The following is an 18,622-nucleotide window of genomic DNA, read 5'->3' as shown; positions in this document are numbered from 1 at the left end:
AGCCGGTGGCGCGAGGTGGTGACCGTGACACTCCGTCCCGGCTCGCACACGGCGGCCCGCGCCGCGACCATGGAGGCAACGCCCCGCACGGTGGGCCCCGAACAGGAACCCGGAGGGACGATGACCTCGAGTGCCCGGGCTGGGCAGGAACCGCAGGACCGCGAGGGGGCGGCGGCGGACGCGGCGCGGATCTTCGCCATGCAGGAGGAGATCTGCCAGCTCAAGGAGGCCGTCAGCTCGCACGCGGTGGTGGACCAGGCGATCGGCATCGTCGTCGGGCTGGCGCGGGTGACGCCGGAGGCGGGGTGGCGGGTGCTGGTGGAGGTCTCCCAGCACACCAACACCAAGCTGCGCCTCCTGGCGGAGACGCTCGTCCACTGGGGCGGCACGGGGGTGCTTCCGCCCGGGGTGCGGGCCGCCCTGGAGGACGCGCTGGACCGCCACGGGCCGACCCGCCTGCCGGACCCCCGCGAGAGCGCCGCCGCGTCCTCGGGGCGGGAGGGCGCGGAGGAACCCGGGTAGGCCGTCGCGGAGAGGCGCGTGGTGCCCGGCACCCCTCGGGGGGTGCCGGGCACCACGCGCCTCTCGCGGGGCCGGGGGCTATGCGGGCCTCAGCCACACCGTGGCCAGCGGCGGCAGCGTCATGCGCAGTCCGTCCGCCTCCGGCTTGACCAGCTCGCCGCCGCTCACCCCGCTCCCGCCGTACTGCTCCGCGTCCGTGTTCAGCACTTCCCGCAGCACCCCGATGCGCTCCGGCACCGCCACCCGGTAGTCGTGCCGGACGACCGGCGAGAAGTTGCACACGACGACGAGCGGGGCGCCCTTCGCGTCGTACCGCACGAACGACAGGACGTTGTCCTCGCCCGCGTTCGCGTCGATCCACGCGAAGCCCTCCGGCGAGGTGTCCCGCTCCCACAGGGCGGGCGTCTCCCGGTACCGCAGGTTCAGATCGCGCACCAGGTCCCGGATGCCGCGGTGGTCGCCGGCCGCGCAGTACCCCTCGTCCATCAGCCACCACTCCGGCCCCGCGTCCGCCGACCACTCGGCGCCCTGGGCGAACTCCTGTCCCATGAAGAGGAGTTGCTTGCCGGGGTGGGCCCACATGAAGCCCAGGTAGGCGCGGTGGTTGGCGCGGCGCTGCCACCAGTCGCCGGGCATCTTGCTGACCAGCGCCTGCTTGCCGTGCACGACCTCGTCGTGGGAGATGGGCAGGACGTAGTTCTCGCTGTAGGCGTAGACCATCGAGAAGGTCATCTCGTTGTGGTGGTACTTGCGGTGCACCGGCTCGTGCTGGATGTACTCCAGCGAGTCGTGCATCCAGCCCATGTTCCACTTCAGCCCGAAGCCGAGTCCGCCGAAGCCGCCGGCGCCCACGATGTCGGTGGGCCGGGTGACGCCGTCCCAGGCGGTGGACTCCTCGGCGATGGTGACGACGCCGGGGCAGCGCCGGTACACGGTGGCGTTCATCTCCTGCAGGAAGGCGACGGCGGCGAGGTCCTCGCGCCCGCCGTACATGTTGGGCACCCACTGCCCGTCCTCGCGGGAGTAGTCGAGGTAGAGCATGGAGGCGACGGCGTCCACGCGCAGGCCGTCGATGTGGAACTCCTCGCACCAGTACACGGCGTTGGCGACGAGGAAATTGCGCACCTCGTTGCGCCCGTAGTCGAACTCCAGGGTGCCCCAGTCGGGGTGCGAGGCGCGTTGCGGGTCGGCGTGCTCGTAGAGGTTGGCCCCGTCGAACTGGGCCAGTGCCCAGTCGTCGCGCGGGAAGTGGGCGGGCACCCAGTCCATGAGGACGCCGATGCCGGCCCGGTGCAGCGCGTCGATCAGGTACTTGAAGTCGTCGGGGGTGCCGAGGCGGGAGGTGGGGGCGTAGAAGCCGGTGACCTGGTAGCCCCAGGAACCGCCGAAGGGGTGCTCGGCGACCGGCATCAGCTCGACATGGGTGAAGCCCAGTTCGCGGACGTACGCGGGAAGCTGCTCGGCGAGTTCGCGGTAGGTGAGGCCGGGCCGCCAGGAGGCGAGGTGGACCTCGTAGACGGAGAACGGGGCCTCGTGCACCGGGCGTTCGCCGCGCCGGGACATCCACTCGGCGTCGTTCCACTCGTGGTGCGGGGCGGTGACGATCGAGGCGGTGGCCGGGGGGACCTCCGCGCGCCGGGCCATCGGGTCGGCGCGCAGGGTGTGGCTGCCGTCGGGGCGGGTGATGTCGAACTTGTAGAGGGTGCCCTCCCCGAGACCGGGCACGAACAGCTCCCACACCCCGCTGTGGCCGAGCGAGCGCATGGGCCAGGCGGTGCCGTCCCAGTGGCAGAACTCGCCGCACACCCGGACTCCGCGCGCGTGCGGTGCCCACACCGTGAAGCGGGTGCCCTCGACGCCCTGGTGGACCATCGGCTCGGCGCCCAGCGCGGTCCACAGCCGCTCGTGCCGCCCCTCGTGGACGAGGTGCAGGTCGAACTCGCCGAGCGCGGGCAGGAAGCGGTACGGGTCCTCCGTCTCCGACACCGTGTCCCCGTAGGCGACGCGCAGCCGGTGGGCGGGGAGTTCGGGCCGGGGCAGCAGCGCGGAGAAGAAGCCCTCGCCGTCCTCGTGCAGCGCGGTCTCCCCGTCGTCCGTCACCACCGTGACCGCCGTGGCGTAGGGACGCAGCGCCCGTACCGCGACGCCGCCGGGCACGGGGTGTGCGCCCAGGACGGCGTGCGGGTCGTGGTGGGTGCCGGCCAGCAGCCGCTCCCTGTCCTCCGCGGTGGGCGGCGCGGGCCGCGCCGGCGGGGCCGGGCGGGTTCGTGTGCGTGCGGTCATGGTGTGGGCCTCCTCGATCCGGCCGGTGGACGTTCGGCGAGACGGGTGATCGCCGCCATCGGCACGGGTAGCCAGTCGGGGCGGTGCCGGGCCTCGTAGAGGACCTCGTACACGGCCCGGTCCGTCTCGTGGGCGCGCAGCAGTTCGGGTTCCTGCCGGGGGTCCCAGCCGGCCGCGGCGGCGTATCCCGCGCAGTAGGCCTCGCGGCAGCGCTGGGACCATTCGGGGCGCCAGGGTCTGCCCGTGCGCGCCGCGTAGTCGAAGGACCGCAGCATCCCCGCCACATCCCGTATCGGCGACTGGGCGCGGCGGCGTTCGGGCAGCGGGCGGGCCGGTTCGCCCTCGAAGTCGATGAGGTGCCAGCGGCCCCCCGTGCGCAGCACCTGGCCGAGGTGCAGGTCGCCGTGGATGCGTTGCGCGGGGCGGGCGGCGTCCAGTCCGGCGAGCGCCCCGACCGCCGAGCCGAGCGCGGGGGCGTACGGCTGGAGCTGGGGCACGGCCCGGGCGACGGCGTCGATGCGGTCGCGCATGGCGCTCGCCAGCTCGCGGTGCTGCCGCCGGTCGGGGTACTCCAGCGGGAACGCGGCGGCGAGCGCCAGGTGGACCTCGGCGGTGGCGCGGCCCAGTTCGTAGGCCTCGTCGGTGAAGTCGGCCCCGGAGGCGAGGGTGCCCAGGGCCTGGGCCCAGCCGTCCTCGGCACCGCGCAGATAGGGCTGGAGGACGGCGAGGGTGGCGTCCCAGGGCAGCGAGGTGCGGACCCAGGCGACGGGCGCCGGGACCCGGGTGCAGCCCTGCCGGGCGAGCGCGCCCGGCACCTCCAGGTCGGGGTTGATGCCGGGCTGGACGCGGCGGAACACCTTGAGGATGTAGGTGTCGCCGTATACCACCGAGGAGTTGGACTGCTCGGCGTCGAGCAGCCGGGGGGTGAGGCCGGAGGGCAGCAGCACCTTGGCGTCGCGTTCGAAGGCGAGGGCGCCCGCGGTGCCCGGGGTGCGCAGCCGCTCCAGGAGCAGGGCGGCAGAGCGGGGGTCCTGGAGGGCGTCGTAGACCATCAGGCCGGCCAGCGGGCCCTCGGTGGGGCGGCCGATGGCGGCGGGCGCGAGGTGCGGGGGAAGCGTCTCGTGGGCGCCGAGGAGTAGTTGGTAGCAGTCGTGCAGGGGGTGCTCCCCGGAGGGCGGTTCGGCATGTCCTGCGTGCACCAGCAGGTGAAGGCAGCCGGGGTGCAGTTCGGTCACGCTGAGCAGGGCGAGCTCCGTGACGGGACGGCCCTTGCCCGCGAACCAGCGCTGCCGGGGCAGCCAGCCGTGCAGGAGGTCGGCCAGTGAGGTCAGCAGCGAGCCCGCGCCCAGGCCACTCGGGCGGAGCGTTGCGGTGTTCGGCATGGCGTCGCGTCCTTTCCGGGCCACGCGGCGGAATCCACGGGAGGAGGGTGCTTCGGGTCACGCGCTGGCGATCAGGCTCACCTTGGTGGCCGGGGCCGCTTCCCTGCGGAGCCGGAACCAGTAGAAGCCGTGCCCCGCGAGCGTCAACAAATACGGAAGTTGCCCGATGGCCGGGAAGCGCACGCCGCCGATGAGTTCGACGGGGTGGCGTCCTTGGAAGGCCTGGAGGTCCAGTTCGGTGGGCTGGGCGAAGCGGGAGAAGTTGTGGACGCACAGGACGAGGTCGTCGCCGTGTTCCCGCAGGAAGGCCAGCACGGCCGGGTTGGAGGAGGACAGTTCGGTGTAGGAGCCGAGGCCGAAGGCGGGGTTCTGCTTGCGGATCTCGATCATCCGCCGGGTCCAGTGCAGCAGCGAGGAGGGCGAGGACATCGAGGCCTCGACGTTGGTGACCTGGTAGCCGTAGACGGGGTCCATGATCGTGGGCAGGAAGAGCCGGCCGGGGTCGCAGGAGGAGAAGCCCGCGTTGCGGTCGGGGGTCCACTGCATGGGGGTGCGCACGGCGTCGCGGTCGCCGAGCCAGATGTTGTCGCCCATGCCGATCTCGTCGCCGTAGTAGAGGATCGGCGAGCCGGGAAGGGACAGCAGCAGCGCGGTGAACAGCTCGATCTGGTTGCGGTCGTTGTCCAGCAGGGGTGCGAGCCGGCGCCGGATGCCGATGTTGGCGCGCATGCGGGGGTCCTTGGCGTACTCGGCCCACATGTAGTCGCGTTCCTCGTCGGTGACCATCTCCAGGGTCAGCTCGTCGTGGTTGCGCAGGAAGATCCCCCACTGGCAGTTGGCGGGAATCGCGGGGGTCTTCGCCAGGATCTCCGAGACCGGGTACCGGGACTCCCGCCGCACGGCCATGAAGATGCGGGGCATGACCGGGAAGTGGAAGGCCATGTGGCACTCGTCGCCGCCGGTGCTGTAGTCCCCGAAGTAGTCGACCACGTCCTCCGGCCACTGGTTCGCCTCCGCCAGCAGCACGGTGTCCGGGTAGTGCGTGTCGATCTCCTTGCGCACCCGCTTCAGGAACTCGTGGGAGGCGGGCAGGTTCTCGCAGTTGGTGCCCTCTTCGGCATACAGATAGGGGACGGCGTCGAGCCGGAAGCCGTCGATGCCGAGGTCCAGCCAGAAGCGGAGGGCCGCGAGGATCTCCTCCTGCACGGCCGGGTTCTCGTAGTTGAGGTCCGGCTGGTGGGAGAAGAACCGGTGGAAGTAGTACTGCTTGCGCTCGGGGTCGTAGGTCCAGTTCGACGCTTCCGTGTCGACGAAGATGATGCGCGCCTCGGGATAGCCCTCGTCGTCGTCGGCCCAGACGTAGTAGTCGCCGTAGGGGCCGTCGGGGTCCTTGCGGGACTCCTGGAACCACGGGTGCTGGTCACTGGTGTGGTTCATGACGAAGTCGATGATGACCCGCATGCCCCGCTGGTGGGCGGCATCGGCGAACTCGACGAAGTCGGCCAGGTCCCCGAACTCCGGCAGCACGGCCGTGTAGTCGGAGACGTCGTAGCCGCCGTCCCGCAGCGGCGACTTGAAGAAGGGCGGCAGCCACAGGCAGTCGACACCGAGCCACTGCAGGTAGTCGAGTTTGGCGGTCAGTCCCTTGAGGTCCCCTACGCCGTCGCCGTCGCTGTCCTGGAAGGAGCGGACCAGGACCTCGTAGAAGACGGCTCGTTTGAACCAGTCCGGGTCCCGGTCCTTGGCGGGGGTGTCCTCGAAGGTGTCCGGGACGGGCTCGTTGACGATCATGGTGTGGGTGACCCTCCGATCTGCGGTGAGGACGGTCGCAGGACGGTCAGCACGTGTGCCGGCCTGTCGCCCGGCTCCAGCCGCACGTAATTGGCCCTGCCCCAGGAATAGGTGTCACCGGTGAGCTCGTCACGCACCGGCACCACCTCGTGCCAGTCGAGGCCGAGGTGCGGCATGTCCAACGACACCGTCGCCTCCTGCGTGCGATGCGGGTCGAGGTTCACGACGGTCACCACGGTGTCCGTGCCGGTGCGCTTGCTGTACGCGAGCACGGAGTCGTTGTCGGTGTGATGGAAGTGGAGATTGCGGAGCCGGCGCAGGGCGGGGTGCCGGCGCCGGACGGCGTTGAGCGTGGTGAACAGAGGGGCCAGCGTGCGGCCCTCGCGTGCGGCGGCGGCCCAGTCGCGGGGGCGCAGCTGGTATTTCTCGCTGTCGAGGTACTCCTCGCTGCCGGGGCGCAGGGGGGTGTTCTCGCACAGTTCGTAGCCGCTGTAGATGCCCCAGGTGGGGGACAGGGTCGCGGCGAGGATCGCGCGGACGGCGAAGGCGGGGCGGCCGCCGTGCTGGAGGTAGGCGTGCAGGATGTCGGGGGTGTTGGCGAAGAAGTTCGGCCGCATGTACGCGGCCGCCTCACCGGAGAGCTCGGTGAGGTACTCCGTCAGCTCCTCCTTCGTCGTCCGCCAGGTGAAATAGGTGTACGACTGCTGGAAACCGACCGCGCCCAGGGTGTGCATCATCGCCGGCCGCGTGAACGCCTCCGCCAGGAAGAGCACGTCCGGGTCCCGGCCGTTGATCTCCCCGATCACCCGCTCCCAGAACACCACCGGCTTGGTGTGCGGATTGTCCACCCGGAAGATCCGCACCCCGTGGTCCATCCAGTGCCGCAGCACCCGCACCGTCTCGGCGACGATCCCGTCCATGTCCGCGTCGAACGCGATGGGATAGATGTCCTGGTACTTCTTCGGCGGGTTCTCCGCGTACGCGATCGACCCGTCGCTGCGGTGGTGGAACCACTCCGGATGCTTCTCCACCCACGGATGGTCCGGCGAGCACTGCAGGGCGAAATCGAGCGCGATCTCCATGTTGAGCCGCCGGGCGCGGGCGACGAAGGCGTCGAAGTCCTCCAGCGTCCCCAGCGCCGGATGGACCGCGTCGTGTCCGCCCTCGGGCGAGCCGATCGCCCAGGGGCAGCCGACATCGGACTCGCTCGCGGAGAGCGTGTTGTTGGGCCCCTTGCGGAAGGCCGTCCCGATGGGGTGGACGGGCGGCAGGTAGACGACGTCGAAACCCATCTCCGCGATGGCCGGAAGTCGTTCCGCGGCGGTCCGGAAGGTGCCGTGCACCGACGGGTCCAGTTGCCCGCTCTCGCTGCGCGGGAAGAACTCGTACCACGAGCCGAACAACGCCCGCTCCCGCTCCACCCGGAGCGGGAGCGCGGCCGAGGTGGTGACGAGTTCGCGCAGGGGGTGGGCGGCCAGGATCGCCCGGATGCGGGGGGCGAGCGCGGCCCCGTGCCGGGCCTGCGGGGAACGGGTCCCGTCGCGCAGTGCCTCGGCGGTGGCGAGGAGCGCGGCGCGGGCCGCCGCGTCGGGCACCCCGTCGGCGGCCCGCTCGTGCAGTCGCGCACCCTCCTCCAGCATCAGCTCGACGTCCTGGCCGGCCGGGATCTTGATTCCGGCGTGGTGCCGCCAGGTGGTGACGGGGTCGCTCCACGCCTCCACCCGGTAGGTCCAGTCGCCGACCGCCGTCGGGGTGACCTCGGCGCCCCAGCGGTCGGTGCCGGGGGCCAGCTCCCGCATCGGCGTCCAGGGCCCCGGACGGCCCTCCGGATCCGTCAGCACGACGTTGGCGGCGATCGCGTCGTGGCCCTCCGCGAAGAGCGTGGCGGTGACCTGGAAGGTCTCCCCCTCGACGGCCTTCGCCGGACGCCGGCCGCCCTGGACGAGCGGCCGGACGTCCAGGACCGGAATGCGGCCGATGGCGGGGTCGGGGTTCATCGGTGTCGCCTCCTCCTCCGCCGTCCAGTACCGGCCGCGGTGGGTGTGGGTGGTCGGGTGACTGTGCTAGCCCGCCGGGGCGGGTTCTCCGTGGTGGGTCGCGCCGGAGGGCGCGCGGGTGCCGCGGCGGGATGCGGCCGTCGCGCGGCCGGCGGTCTTCGTCCGTGGGGAGGCATGCTGCGGCGCCGTCGCCGCCCGTGACCGCTCCGCGGTCAGCGGCAGCGTCCGCGCGGGGGCGATGCGGGGGGTGGGGGCGACGTCGGCGGCGCGCAGCCGGCGTTCGGCCGCCTGGGCGGCCTCCCGCGCGCAGCGCTTGCCCATGAGGGTGCGGAGGATCCGGCCCTCGTTCTCGAAGCCGTCCCGCACCCGCGGGTCGTCGGGGGCCGCGAGCATCCGGCGTTCCCATTCGCGGTACCGCTCGAGATGGCGGGCGATCTCGGCCCTGGCAGGCTTCGGCATCGCACCGGTCACCTCCTTCTCCTCTGGAATGCCGCTGGGTTCCGCCGGTCCCCGCGGTGCCGCGCGGGGCGGCCCGGGGCGTCCGGCGTCGGGTGAGGGCCGTGCACACGGACACATCGCCCGGCCACGGCCCTCGACAGCTTTCACTCATGGTGCACGCAACATCACGAAGCGTCCTGTTCGGATTTCAACCACCCGACCTCACGGCCGACCCTCCGCGCGCCCCACACGCGCCCCCGCGCACGCCCCAGGGGCCCCACCGGCCCGGAACGGGCGGGGCACGCGGCTTCGAGTTGCGCGGATGGAGTAGCGATCCCACCCTGGGAGTGACTCAGGAGCGATGACCGCTCACGCTTCGTGATCGGGGCTCGGCCCACAAGGGCGAGGAGGAGCGCGAGCTTCGCCGGTGAGGAGCCAACGACGATGAAGACCGCAGCACCCTGTTACTACCACCTCGAGGTGGACGTCACCCCGGACCGGATCGACCAGATCCGCCGGATCCTGACCGCCCATCTCCGGTACTGGAACCTGGAGGCGCACGCCGAGACCGTCTGCCACTGCACCGACGTGCTGCTGCACACCATCGCCCGGCACGCGGTGGACAAGAACACCACGCTCGAGATGTGGTGGAACGGCCAGCACCTGATCACCGCCGTCCAGGACAGCGACCGTGACATCCGGCCGCACTACGCGCCGAGCGGCTGTCTCGCGCAGATCGCCGCGCTGAGCGACGGCTGGGGCTGTTGCGCCACCGCCGGCGGCGGCAAGATCATCTGGTTCTCGCGCCGCGCACGGGCGGCGGAACGGGCCCCGCTGAGGGCGCCCGCCCCGACCCCCGGGATCAGCACGGCGCTGGGTGTGCCGCGCGCCCTGCCGGTGCCCGCGCTGGCGCACTCGGAGGAGGTGGCGGCCTCGGTGCACGCCTGACCCGCGGCCACCCGGCCGTGCCCGGGCCGCCGGACCGACGTCCGGCGGCCCGCTCGCGTGTGTGAGGGGCGCGGTGGACCTGACGTCATGGTTACCGTCCGTGCGTCCCGGGGAACTCACCGGCGTGACCACCGGGAGGAGCGGGCAGAAGGAGCCGTCGAGCATGGAGCCGTCCGGGGAACCGCGCGAGCGGTCGTGGCTCGGTGAGCTGTACCGGCGTGCCAAGGACCTGGAGCTGCTGCACCGGGCCATGGGGTTCGCCACCCTCGCCCTCGTCACCCTCGCTCCCCTGCTGATCGTGGTGGCCGCCGCCGATCCGCTGCGGCACGAGGGGTTCGCGCTGTGGCTGGTGGACGGCATGGGGCTGTCCGGCCGGTCCGCCGAGGCGGTCGACCGCGTGTTCTCCCCGCCGAGCCGGGTCGTGGGCACGACCAGCCTGTGGGGTGGCGTGCTGCTCGCCGTGTTCGGGCTGTCGTTCGCGGCCAGCGTGCAGAACGGCTACGAGCGGATCTGGGGGCTGTCCTCGGGGCCCTGGCACCGGGTGTGGCGGCAGCTCGTCTGGCTGGTGGCGCTGATGGCGTACCTGTACCTCCAGGTGCAGTCGCGGACGGTGCTGGACGGCTCGTACCGCATCGCGCTCAGCGCCGGCACGGGCCTGCTGTTCTTCTGGTGGGGGCCCCGGTTCCTGCTGGGACACCAGGTGCGCTGGCGGGAGCTGCTGCCGGGGGCCCTGGTGACGGTGGCCTGCCTGGCCGGGCTGCGGGTGTTCTCCTTCCTGGTGTTCACACCGCTCGTGGTGACCAACGCGCTCAGCTACGGGGCGGTGGGGACCGTGCTGGTGGTGGAGTCGTGGTTCGCGGGGGTGGGATTCGTGGTGTACGGGGGCGCCCTGTTCGGGCGGATGGTGTGGGAGGGGCCGGCCTCCTGGCGCACGCGCGGCACCCCATGATCGGCGCCCTGGGTTCGTGCGGGGCGGCCGGGGTACTCGCGGGGTCTGGTATCGGCCGAGGGCGCGGGTTTTCGGGAGACCGGGCGACGCGCCGGACGGAGGTCGACCCGCACATGAGCATCACGGGCCTGGATCTGATGAGACCGCGTGTCGTCGTCGCCTCACTGATGGCGTTGCGCGGTGCCGCACTGGAGACCGGATGGGCGTACGTGCGGCTGGCCGGACTGCCGTGGGAGCTGACCCTCCAGGGGGTGAGGGGCCTCGCCTCCTGGCTGGGGGGCGCGGACGCACGGCTGGAGGAACTGGACTGCGCCGACGAGGACGGTCTGCCCGTGCTGTTCGTGCACGGGCTGGCCGACCGCTCCTCGATCTTCACCCGACTGCGCCGGGCCCTGCGCGACAGTGGTGCCGGGCCGTGCTTCATGGCCACGTACAACGCCTTCAATCCCGACATCCCCGAGGCCGCCCGGCTGCTGGGCGAGCAGGTGGAGCGGGTGCGGCGGCAGACGGGCGGGCGGCCGGTGTGCCTGGTCGGGCACAGCCTGGGCGGCCTGGTGGTCCGCTACTACGTGCAGCGGCTCGGCGGCGACGCCCATGTCCCGCTCGCGATCACCCTCGGCACCCCGCACGGCGGCACCGCGATGGCGCTGTGGGGCATTCCGCACCCCTTCCTGCGCCAGCTGCGGCCGGGCAGTGAGCTGCTGGCCGAGCTGGACGAGCCGTGCCCGGGCTGCCGTACCCGGTTCGTGTCCTTCTACAGCGATCTGGACGAGGCCGTCATCCCCACCAGCCGGGGCCGGCTCGACCACCCCGACCTGCGGGTGCGCAATGTGCAGGTGCACGGGGTGGGCCATCTGATGCTGCCGGTGGACGGCACGGTGATCGAGGAGGTCCGCGCGGTGCTCGCCGAGGGCACCGCGGAGGTGCCGCTCGCGGGGTGAGCCGGCGGCCGGGCCCGCGGCCGCGCGCCCGGCCCCGCCCATCCGGCCCGGGTTTCACCCGGACGGCCGGTCACCCGCACGGACGCCCCCGTCGGGTGCTCCTCCCGGCGGTCCGTTCAGCCGGGCCGCCGTTTCCAGCAGCAGGGCGTGCACGAAGGCCTGGGGCAGGTTGCCCCGCAGCTGGCGCTGGGCGAGGTCGAACTCCTCGGCGTACAGACCGGAGGCACCGCAGGCACCCCGGTTGCGTTCGAACCAGCGGTACGCCGCGACGGGGTCGCCCTCCCGGTGTTCGGCCAGTGCCATGGCGAAGCCGCACAGCAGGAAGGCGCCCTCGGCATCCTCCAGGGGTCTGTCGTCGTGCCGGAAGCGGTAGAGGAAGTGGTCCTCGGCCAGGTCGCGGCGGCAGGCCTCCAGGGTGGCGCGGGTGCGCGGGTCCCCGGGCGGCAGCGCCCCGCGCACGGCGGGCAGCAGCAGCGCGGCGTCGACCTTCTTGTCCTCGGGGGCCCGCTGCCAGTGACCGTCGGGGTGGACACAGCTCGCCTCGGTGGCGGCGAGGACGGTGTCGGCGAGACGGGCGCAGGTCCCGGCCATCGGGTGGCGCGGGGCCGCGTCGGCGAGGGCCCGCAGGCCGGCGACGCAGGTGAGCCGGGAGTGGGTCCACCGCCTGTTCGCCAGTTCCCAGATGCCCGCGTCGGGTTCCCGCCACCGCTCGGCGACCGCGCGGACGGCGAGGGCGGCCGCCTTCCACCCGGTGTCGTCGAGCCGTCCCAGCCGGGCGGCGGCGGCGAACAGCAGCAGCGCCTCGCCGAACCCGTCGAGCTGGAACTGGGTGCGCACATGGTTGCCGATCCGGTCGAACCCGCCCGGGTAGCCGGGGAGCCGAAGCTCCTGCTGGTCGGGGACGGGGGCGCCGTGCACGGTGTAGGCGGGGGCGAGGCGCGGCCCGTCCTCGTGGAGGCGCTCGGCGACGAACCGGACGGCGTCGTCCAGGAGTTCGTGCGTCCCGACGGCGGCCGCGGCCTGCCCCGCATAGCTCTGGTCGCGGATCCACACGTACCGGTAGTCGTAGTTGCGGCCCTCCTCGGCCCGCTCCGGCAGACTGGTGGTGGCCGCGGCGACCATGCCGCCGCCCCGTGCGGTCAGCCCGCGCAGCACGGCGTGGGCGCGGCGGGCGTCACCGGGGGCGACGGTGTCGTCCAGTGTCGGCACGGCCCGTCGCCAGGCGTCCTCGGTGGCACGCCACAGGTCCTGCGCGCGGGGCGCCTCCCGGGGCAGCGCCACGTCCGAGCACTCCAGGACCAGGTCCAGCCCCTCCCCCTCCGCGAGGTCCACCTCGGCGGTGAGGCCGTCCGCGCCGGGCACGGCCGACTCCGGGCCCTGCCAGCGCAGTCGGAGGCCGCCGGTGCGCAGCTCCCACACCCCGCGCCCGGTCCGGCGGGGCGGCTCCAGCGGGGCGCGGCCGTAGTCGGCGTGCGGGTCGAGGACGACGGAGAGCCGGGCCGGCCCGTCCACGGCCCGGAGCCGGCGCAGCAGCACGAGCCGGTGGGGGTCGCCGGGGAAGGCGAGGGCCTCGCGGCACTCGACGATGCCGTCGACGGTCACCCAGCGGCTGCGACGGACGAGGGTGCCCTCCTCGTAGTAGCCGCCGGGCACGTAGGGCTCGCGCGGGGTGACGGCGTAGACGCCCCGGCCGCCGATGAGGTCGGCGAGGACGGCGCCGTCGTGCCAGGAGGGCGCGCACAGCCAGCCGATGGCGCCGTCCGGTCCGATGAGCGCGCCCCGTTCCCCGTCGGCGAGGAGCGCGTAGTCGTGCAGCGCGTGCGGCGGGAAGGGCCCGCCCGGACCGGCCGGCCCGGAGCCGCTCGTGCTCATGCGGTCCTTTCCTCCTGTGGCGGGGTGGGCGTGCGGGTGGGGCACGTGCGCCTCACTTGCCGTTCTCCGCGCCGGGCCGGTCCGCACGGTCCCGGCCGCCGGGCAGCATCTCCTGCACCTTGGCCTTGAGGCCCTGGCGGACCATTCCGGCGCGGTCGCTGTCGCCCTTGAGGACGGCCGTGGCGGCGGCCTCGATCTGGTCGAGGGAGGCGTGCGGCGGGATCGGCGGCACGGCGGGGTCCGTGACGAAGTCCAGGACGAAGGGCCGGTCGGAGGCGAGCGCCGCGTGCCACGCGGCCTGGACGTCGCCGGGCTTCTCCACCCGCATGCCGTTCAGGCCGAGGGAGCGGGCGAAGTCGGCGTAAGCCACGTCCGGGAGGGACTGCGAGGCCAGGAACTGCGGGGCGCCGGACATGGCCCGCATCTCCCAGGTGACCTGGTTGAGGTCCTGGTTGTTGAGGACGGCGACGACCAGCCGCGGATCCTCCCACTGCTCCCAGTACTTCGCGACGGTGATCAGCTCGGCCATGCCGTTCATCTGCATCGCGCCGTCGCCGACCAGCGCGATCGCGGGCCGGTCGCCGTGCGCGAACTTGGCGCCGATGACGTACGGGACGCCGGGCCCCATGGTGGCCAGGGTGCCGGAGAGCGAGCCGCGCATCTCCCCGCGCAGACGCAGGTGGCGGGCGTACCAGTTGGCGGCGGAGCCGGAGTCGGCGGCCAGGACGACGTTCTCGGGCAGCAGTTCGTTCAGGGCGTGGACCACGTACTCGGGGTTGATCGGTTCGGCGTCCACGGCGGCACGCCGCTGCATCACCTCCCACCAGCGGGCGGTGCCCTTCTCGATCTTCTTGCGCCAGGCCTTGTCCGCGGAGCCCTCCAGCAGCGGCAGGAGCCGGCGCAGGGTCTCGCGGGCGTCGCCGACGAGGTTGACCTCGAAGGGGTAGCGCAGGCCGATCATGTGCGGGTCGATGTCGATCTGCACGGCCCGGGCCTGCCCGAACTCGGGCATGAACTGGGTGTACGGGAAGCTGGAGCCGATGACGAGGAGCGTGTCGCACTCCTGCATCAGCTCGTAGGAGGGCCGGGTGCCGAGCAGTCCGATGGAGCCGGTGACGTAGGGCAGGTCGTCGTCGAGGGCGTCCTTGCCGAGCAGCGCCTTGGCGACGCCCGCGCCGAGCCGTTCGGCGACCTCCATGACCTCCTGGCGGGCGCCGCGGGCGCCCTGGCCGATCAGGAGGGCGACCTTGCTGCCCGCGTTGAGCACCTCGGCGGCGCGCGCGAGGTCGGCCTCGGCGGGCACCGGCGCGTAGTGGGTCATGCCCAGGCTGGAGGGCACCATCTTGAAGGCGTGCTCCGGCGGCGAGTAGTCCAGTTCCTGCACGTCGGCGGGGATGATGACGGCGGTGACGGAGCGGCGGGCCATGGCGGTGCGCATCGCCCGGTCGAGCACGTTGGGGAGCTGCTCGGGGACGGTGACCATCTCGCAGAAGTCGGAGGCGACGTCCTTGTAGAGGCTGAGCAGGTCCACCTCCTGCTGGTAGGAGCCGCCCATGGCGCTGCGGTTGGTCTGCCCGACGAGGGCGACGACGGGAACGTGGTCGAGCTTGGCGTCGTACAGCCCGTTGAGCAGGTGGATGGCGCCGGGGCCCGAGGTGGCGGCGCAGACACCGACCTTGCCGGAGAACTTGGCGTAACCGACCGCCTCGAAGGCGGCCATCTCCTCGTGCCGGGCCTGCACGAACTGCGGGTGGTTGTCGGCGCGGCCCCAGGCGGCGAGGAGGCCGTTGATGCCGTCCCCCGGGTAGGCGAAGACGTGTTCGACCTCCCACTCGCGCAGCCGCTCGAGGACGTAGTCGGAAACCTTCTTCGACGACATGTTCGGGACCTTTCCGTGGAGAAGAGCTTCGGGTGGACGGGGCGGTTGTTTTTGGGGGCCGGTCCGCACCCGGTTACCCCGCTGCCCGGCGCTGTCACGTGTGCCGGGCCGGTGGCGCGGTCCTCACCCGCCGCCGGTGAACCGGCGTACGGCACCGCGGCCCAACGCCGCGGCGGCCGTCGCGGTGAGGGCGGCGGCGCCCGCGGTGGCCGCCCAGCGGGCGGTGCGGGAGGGGCCGGCCGGGCGGACGGTCAGCCGCTCGGGGTGCTCGCTGGGCAGGGTCTGCTGGTCGAGGCCGAGGGCGAGCGCCTCGGCCAGGTGCATCGCGCGGCGTCCCGTGCCGCCCTGTTCGATCTGGGTGCGGCAGCTGAAGCCGTCGGCGAGCAGGACGTCGCCGGGGGCCGCCGCGCGGACGGCGGGCAGCACACCCTGCTCGGCGACGGCCATGGAGACCTCGTGGTGACCGCTTTCGAAGCCGAAGTTGCCGGCGAGTCCGCAGCAGCCCTCGTCGAGGACCTCGGCCTCCAGGTGGGCGCGGCGCATCAGCTCGCGGTCGGCCTCGAACTTCATGACCGCGTGCTGGTGGCAGTGCGTCTGCACCGTCGCCCGCCGGGACAGCCGGGGCGGCTCCCAGCCCTCGGGAGCGTGGTGGACGAGCTGCTCGGCGAAGGTGCGCACCTGTCCGGCGAGCCGCCGCACGTCCTGGTCGGCGGGCAGCAGCTCGGGGGCGTCGGAGCGGAAGACGGCGGTGCAGGAGGGCTCCAGCCCGACGATCGGGGTCCCGGCCTCCAGATACGGCTTCAGGGTGTCCAGGGTGCGGCGCAGCACCTTCTTGGCCACGGTGAGCTGACCGGTGGAGATCCAGGTCAGCCCGCAGCACACCGGCCGCTCGGGGACGGCGACCCGGAAGCCCGCGTCGCGCAGGACCCGTACGGCGGAGATCGCGATCGCCGGGTGGAAGTAGGTGCTGAAGGTGTCGGGCCACAGCACCACTGTCCGGGGGTCGGCCGGATCCGGCGCGTCGGCGCCGTAGCCCGCGAAGGCTGCCGAGCCGGTGTGCGCCCCCTCCTCCCGCCACCACTGGAGGAAGGACCGCTCGGCGAAGACCGGGGCCTGTCGCGCCTTGTCCACCCCGGCCACCCGGCGGCCCGCCCGGTCCAGGACGGGAGCGTGCAGCACGGTGTTGACGAGGGTGGGCGCGATCCGGGAGAGGCGGGCCCACACCGGCAGCCAGCCCATCGAGTAGTGGGCGGGCGGGCGGAGCCGCCCCTCGTAGTGGTGGGCGAGGAACTCGGCCTTGTAGGTGGCCATGTCCACCCCGGTGGGGCAGTCCGACTTGCAGCCCTTGCAGGCCAGGCAGAGGTCGAGGGCGTCCTTGACCTCGGTGGAGCGCCAGCCGTCCTGGACGGCGGAGTCGGCGTGCCCGTCGAGCATCTCGAAGAGCAGCCGGGAGCGGCCGCGGGTGGAGTGCTCCTCCTCCTTGGTGGCCCGGTAGGAGGGGCACATCACGCCTCCCTGGTGGCTGCGGCAGTTGCCGATGCCGACGCAGCGCAGCACGGCGCGGGTGAAGGAGTGCTCGTCCTGCGGATAGCCGAAGTGGGTCTCGGGGGTCATCGGTGTCCAGGAGGCGCCGAGGCGGAGTTGCCCGTCGACCGGCCGGGGGTGGACGACCTTGCCGGGGTTCATCCGGTCGTCGGGATCGAACAGTGCCTTGAGCTCGCCGAAGGCGCCGACCAGCCGCTCGCCGAACATGCGGGTGAGCAGTTCGCCGCGGGACTGGCCGTCGCCGTGCTCGCCGGACAGCGAGCCGCCGTAGGAGGCGACGAGGTCGGCGGCGCGCTCCAGGAACCGCCGGAAGACGGCGACGCCCTCGGCGGTCCGCAGTTCGAAGGGGATGCGGGTGTGCACACAACCCTGCCCGAAGTGCCCGTACAGAGACGGGTGGTCGTAGTCGAACTCCTCGAAGAGCCCCTTCAGGTCGCGCAGGTAGTCGCCGAGGCGTTCGGGCGGGACGGCGGAGTCCTCCCAGCCCTCCCAGGTCTCCCGGTCGTCCGGCGGGCGGGCGGTGACACCGAGCCCGGCCTCGCGGGCCTTGAGCATGCGCTGCTCACGCTCGGGGTCGTCGGAGAAGGCGACCCGGGGGTCCTTCTCCTCGCGGCCGAGGGCGCGCAGCAGGGCGTGCGCCTGCCCGTCCACGTCCTCCTGGCTGTCGCCGGCGAACTGCAGGAGCAGCCAGCTGTTCCCCTCGGGGAGGGAATCCAGGGACTCCTCGTGGGCGTGCTCCTCGCGCATGAGCTGCGCCATACGGTCGTCAAGCGCCTCGAGCTGGGCGGGCCGGCAGTGCTCCAGCAGATGGGTGACGTCGTCCGCGGCGTGGCAGATGTCCTCGTAGCCGAGGACGAGCAGCGACTGGTACGCGGGCACCGGCACCAGGTCGAGTTCGGCGCGCAGTACGGTCACCAGGGTGCCCTCGCTGCCGACGAGGGCACGGGCCACGTCGAACCCGTTCTCGGGGAGCAGCGAGTCGAGGTTGTAGCCGGAGACGCGGCGCGGGATCTTCGGGTAGCCGGTGCGGATGTCGGCGAGGTACTCGGCGACGATGCGGTCCAGGCCCTCGTAGATCTCGGCGCGGCGGCCGCCTGCGGCGGCGATCGCGGCGCGCTCCTCGGGCGAGGTGGGGCCGACCCACATGCGGACGCCGTCGTAGGTGAGGACCTCCAGGCGGCGCACGTTGTCGACGGTCTTGCCGTACGCCTGCGCGGAGGCACCGCAGGAGTTGTTGCCGATCATGCCGCCGAGCGCGCAGTGGCTGTGCGTGGACGGCTTCGGCCCGAACTGCAGCCCGTGGCCGGCGAGCCGGCGGTTCAGTTCGTCCAGGACGATGCCGGGTTCGACGACACACGTGCGGGCCTCGGGGTCGACGGAGACGAGGGCGTCGCAGTACTTGGTCCAGTCGAGGACGACGGCCTCGTTGGTGGACTGGCCGGCGAGGCTGGTGCCGCCGCCGCGGGAGAGGACGGGGGCGCCGAAGCGGGCGCACACCTCCACCGCTCGGGCGCCGTCCTCGACACTCCGGGGGACGACGACGCCGAGGGGGACCTGCCGGTAGTTGGAGCCGTCGGTGGCGTAGGCGCCGCGGCTGCCGGCGTCGAAGCGGACCTCGGCGTCCGTCTCGGCGCGCAGGGCGGCTTCGAGCCGGTCGACCGGGACATCAGCCATGTTCGCTCCTGCGGGTGTGGGTGCCGTACGGCGGTACGGGTACCCAGGATTGCAGTGTGCAAAGGTCCTGCTTCGGCCCAGGCGTCCGGGCTGGTCCGCCGCACGTTCCCCAGCCTCCCCCGCGTCCGCGCCGGGCGCCCCTTCGTCCCGTCGCGGGCGCGGCCGGGCGGGTGGCCGCCCGGTGCCCGGGGCGGGGCGGCACCGGGGGTCCCCGGACCGTGCGCGCCGCACCGCCACGGCCCCGCCCTCCGCACACCCGTACGCACCCCGAGTCACCGGGCGATCCGCCCGCGGGAGCGCCCCCGGGTGCACTAGCGTGGGCGCGGATTCCGCCGCGTCAGAACGGCTGAACCACCCCTTGGCGCGGTCGCCCCCGTGGAGAATCCTGGGAGGGCCCGCTC

12 protein-coding genes are annotated in these 18,622 nt (G+C 72.9%); 4 read left to right on the top strand and 8 right to left on the bottom strand.

Annotated elements, in window-relative coordinates:
* Positions 1–24 precede the first annotated feature (24 nt).
* Complete coding sequence (locus tag OHB09_RS29915; protein ID WP_308117237.1) at positions 25–522, top strand: ANTAR domain-containing protein; 498 nt, start codon at positions 25–27, stop codon at positions 520–522.
* Positions 523–600: 78 nt separating this feature from the next.
* On the opposite strand, the gene glgB is transcribed toward OHB09_RS29915, so the two are convergent.
* From glgB to OHB09_RS29890, 5 genes are all read right to left on the bottom strand, one after another.
* Positions 601–2,805 (bottom strand): 1,4-alpha-glucan branching enzyme, encoded by a 2,205-nt coding sequence (gene glgB / locus OHB09_RS29910; RefSeq protein ID WP_191892401.1) that lies wholly within the window; start codon positions 2,803–2,805, stop codon positions 601–603.
* Entirely contained in the window at positions 2,802–4,187 is a 1,386-nt protein-coding gene (locus OHB09_RS29905; protein ID WP_006139332.1) for a maltokinase N-terminal cap-like domain-containing protein, read from the bottom strand. The genes glgB and OHB09_RS29905 overlap by 4 nt, the downstream gene beginning before the upstream one ends.
* A 57-nt stretch (positions 4,188–4,244) precedes the next feature.
* Entirely contained in the window at positions 4,245–5,978 is a 1,734-nt protein-coding gene (gene treS / locus OHB09_RS29900; protein ID WP_328922835.1) for a maltose alpha-D-glucosyltransferase, read from the bottom strand.
* Complete coding sequence (locus OHB09_RS29895; protein WP_328922834.1) at positions 5,975–7,975, bottom strand: alpha-1,4-glucan--maltose-1-phosphate maltosyltransferase; 2,001 nt, start codon at positions 7,973–7,975, stop codon at positions 5,975–5,977. Before OHB09_RS29895 ends, treS begins: the two co-directional genes overlap by 4 nt.
* A 66-nt stretch (positions 7,976–8,041) precedes the next feature.
* Entirely contained in the window at positions 8,042–8,434 is a 393-nt protein-coding gene (locus OHB09_RS29890) for a DUF5133 domain-containing protein (RefSeq protein ID WP_191853506.1), read from the bottom strand.
* 423 nt (positions 8,435–8,857) lie between these two features.
* Here OHB09_RS29890 and OHB09_RS29885 point away from each other — a divergent pair, with 423 nt between their 5' ends.
* The 3 genes from OHB09_RS29885 (at position 8,858) to OHB09_RS29875 (ending at position 11,251) form a co-directional block, all read left to right on the top strand.
* Positions 8,858–9,361: a hypothetical protein gene (locus OHB09_RS29885; RefSeq protein WP_006138619.1), complete on the top strand. Its 504-nt coding sequence runs from the start codon at positions 8,858–8,860 to the stop codon at positions 9,359–9,361.
* 163 nt (positions 9,362–9,524) lie between these two features.
* A complete protein-coding gene (locus tag OHB09_RS29880) occupies positions 9,525–10,310 on the top strand; it encodes a hypothetical protein (protein ID WP_006138618.1) in 786 nt (261 codons plus the stop codon).
* A gap of 113 nt (positions 10,311–10,423) precedes the next feature.
* Positions 10,424–11,251 carry an esterase/lipase family protein gene (locus OHB09_RS29875; protein ID WP_050811099.1) on the top strand — a complete coding sequence of 276 codons (828 nt, stop codon included), beginning with the start codon at positions 10,424–10,426 and terminating at the stop codon, positions 11,249–11,251.
* 54 nt (positions 11,252–11,305) lie between these two features.
* Here the strand turns inward: OHB09_RS29875 and OHB09_RS29870 are convergent, their stop codons facing one another.
* The 3 genes from OHB09_RS29870 to OHB09_RS29860 form a co-directional block, all read right to left on the bottom strand.
* The gene (locus tag OHB09_RS29870) at positions 11,306–13,123 is read right to left on the bottom strand and encodes a glycoside hydrolase family 15 protein (protein ID WP_328922833.1); all 1,818 of its coding nucleotides are present in this window, start codon (positions 13,121–13,123) and stop codon (positions 11,306–11,308) included.
* A 52-nt stretch (positions 13,124–13,175) separates the two neighbouring features.
* The gene (locus tag OHB09_RS29865) at positions 13,176–15,002 is read right to left on the bottom strand and encodes a thiamine pyrophosphate-requiring protein (RefSeq protein ID WP_006138615.1); all 1,827 of its coding nucleotides are present in this window, start codon (positions 15,000–15,002) and stop codon (positions 13,176–13,178) included.
* A gap of 123 nt (positions 15,003–15,125) precedes the next feature.
* Positions 15,126–18,221 carry an FAD-binding and (Fe-S)-binding domain-containing protein gene (locus OHB09_RS29860; protein WP_191853503.1) on the bottom strand — a complete coding sequence of 1,032 codons (3,096 nt, stop codon included), beginning with the start codon at positions 18,219–18,221 and terminating at the stop codon, positions 15,126–15,128.
* Between the last annotated feature and the right edge of the window lie 401 nt (positions 18,222–18,622).

The sequence above is a fragment of the Streptomyces griseoaurantiacus genome, assembly GCF_036189845.1.
GTDB lineage: Bacteria > Actinomycetota > Actinomycetes > Streptomycetales > Streptomycetaceae > Streptomyces > Streptomyces griseoaurantiacus.
Note: the sequence above shows the minus strand (reverse complement) of the source record. Positions and strands in the feature narration are given on the sequence as shown.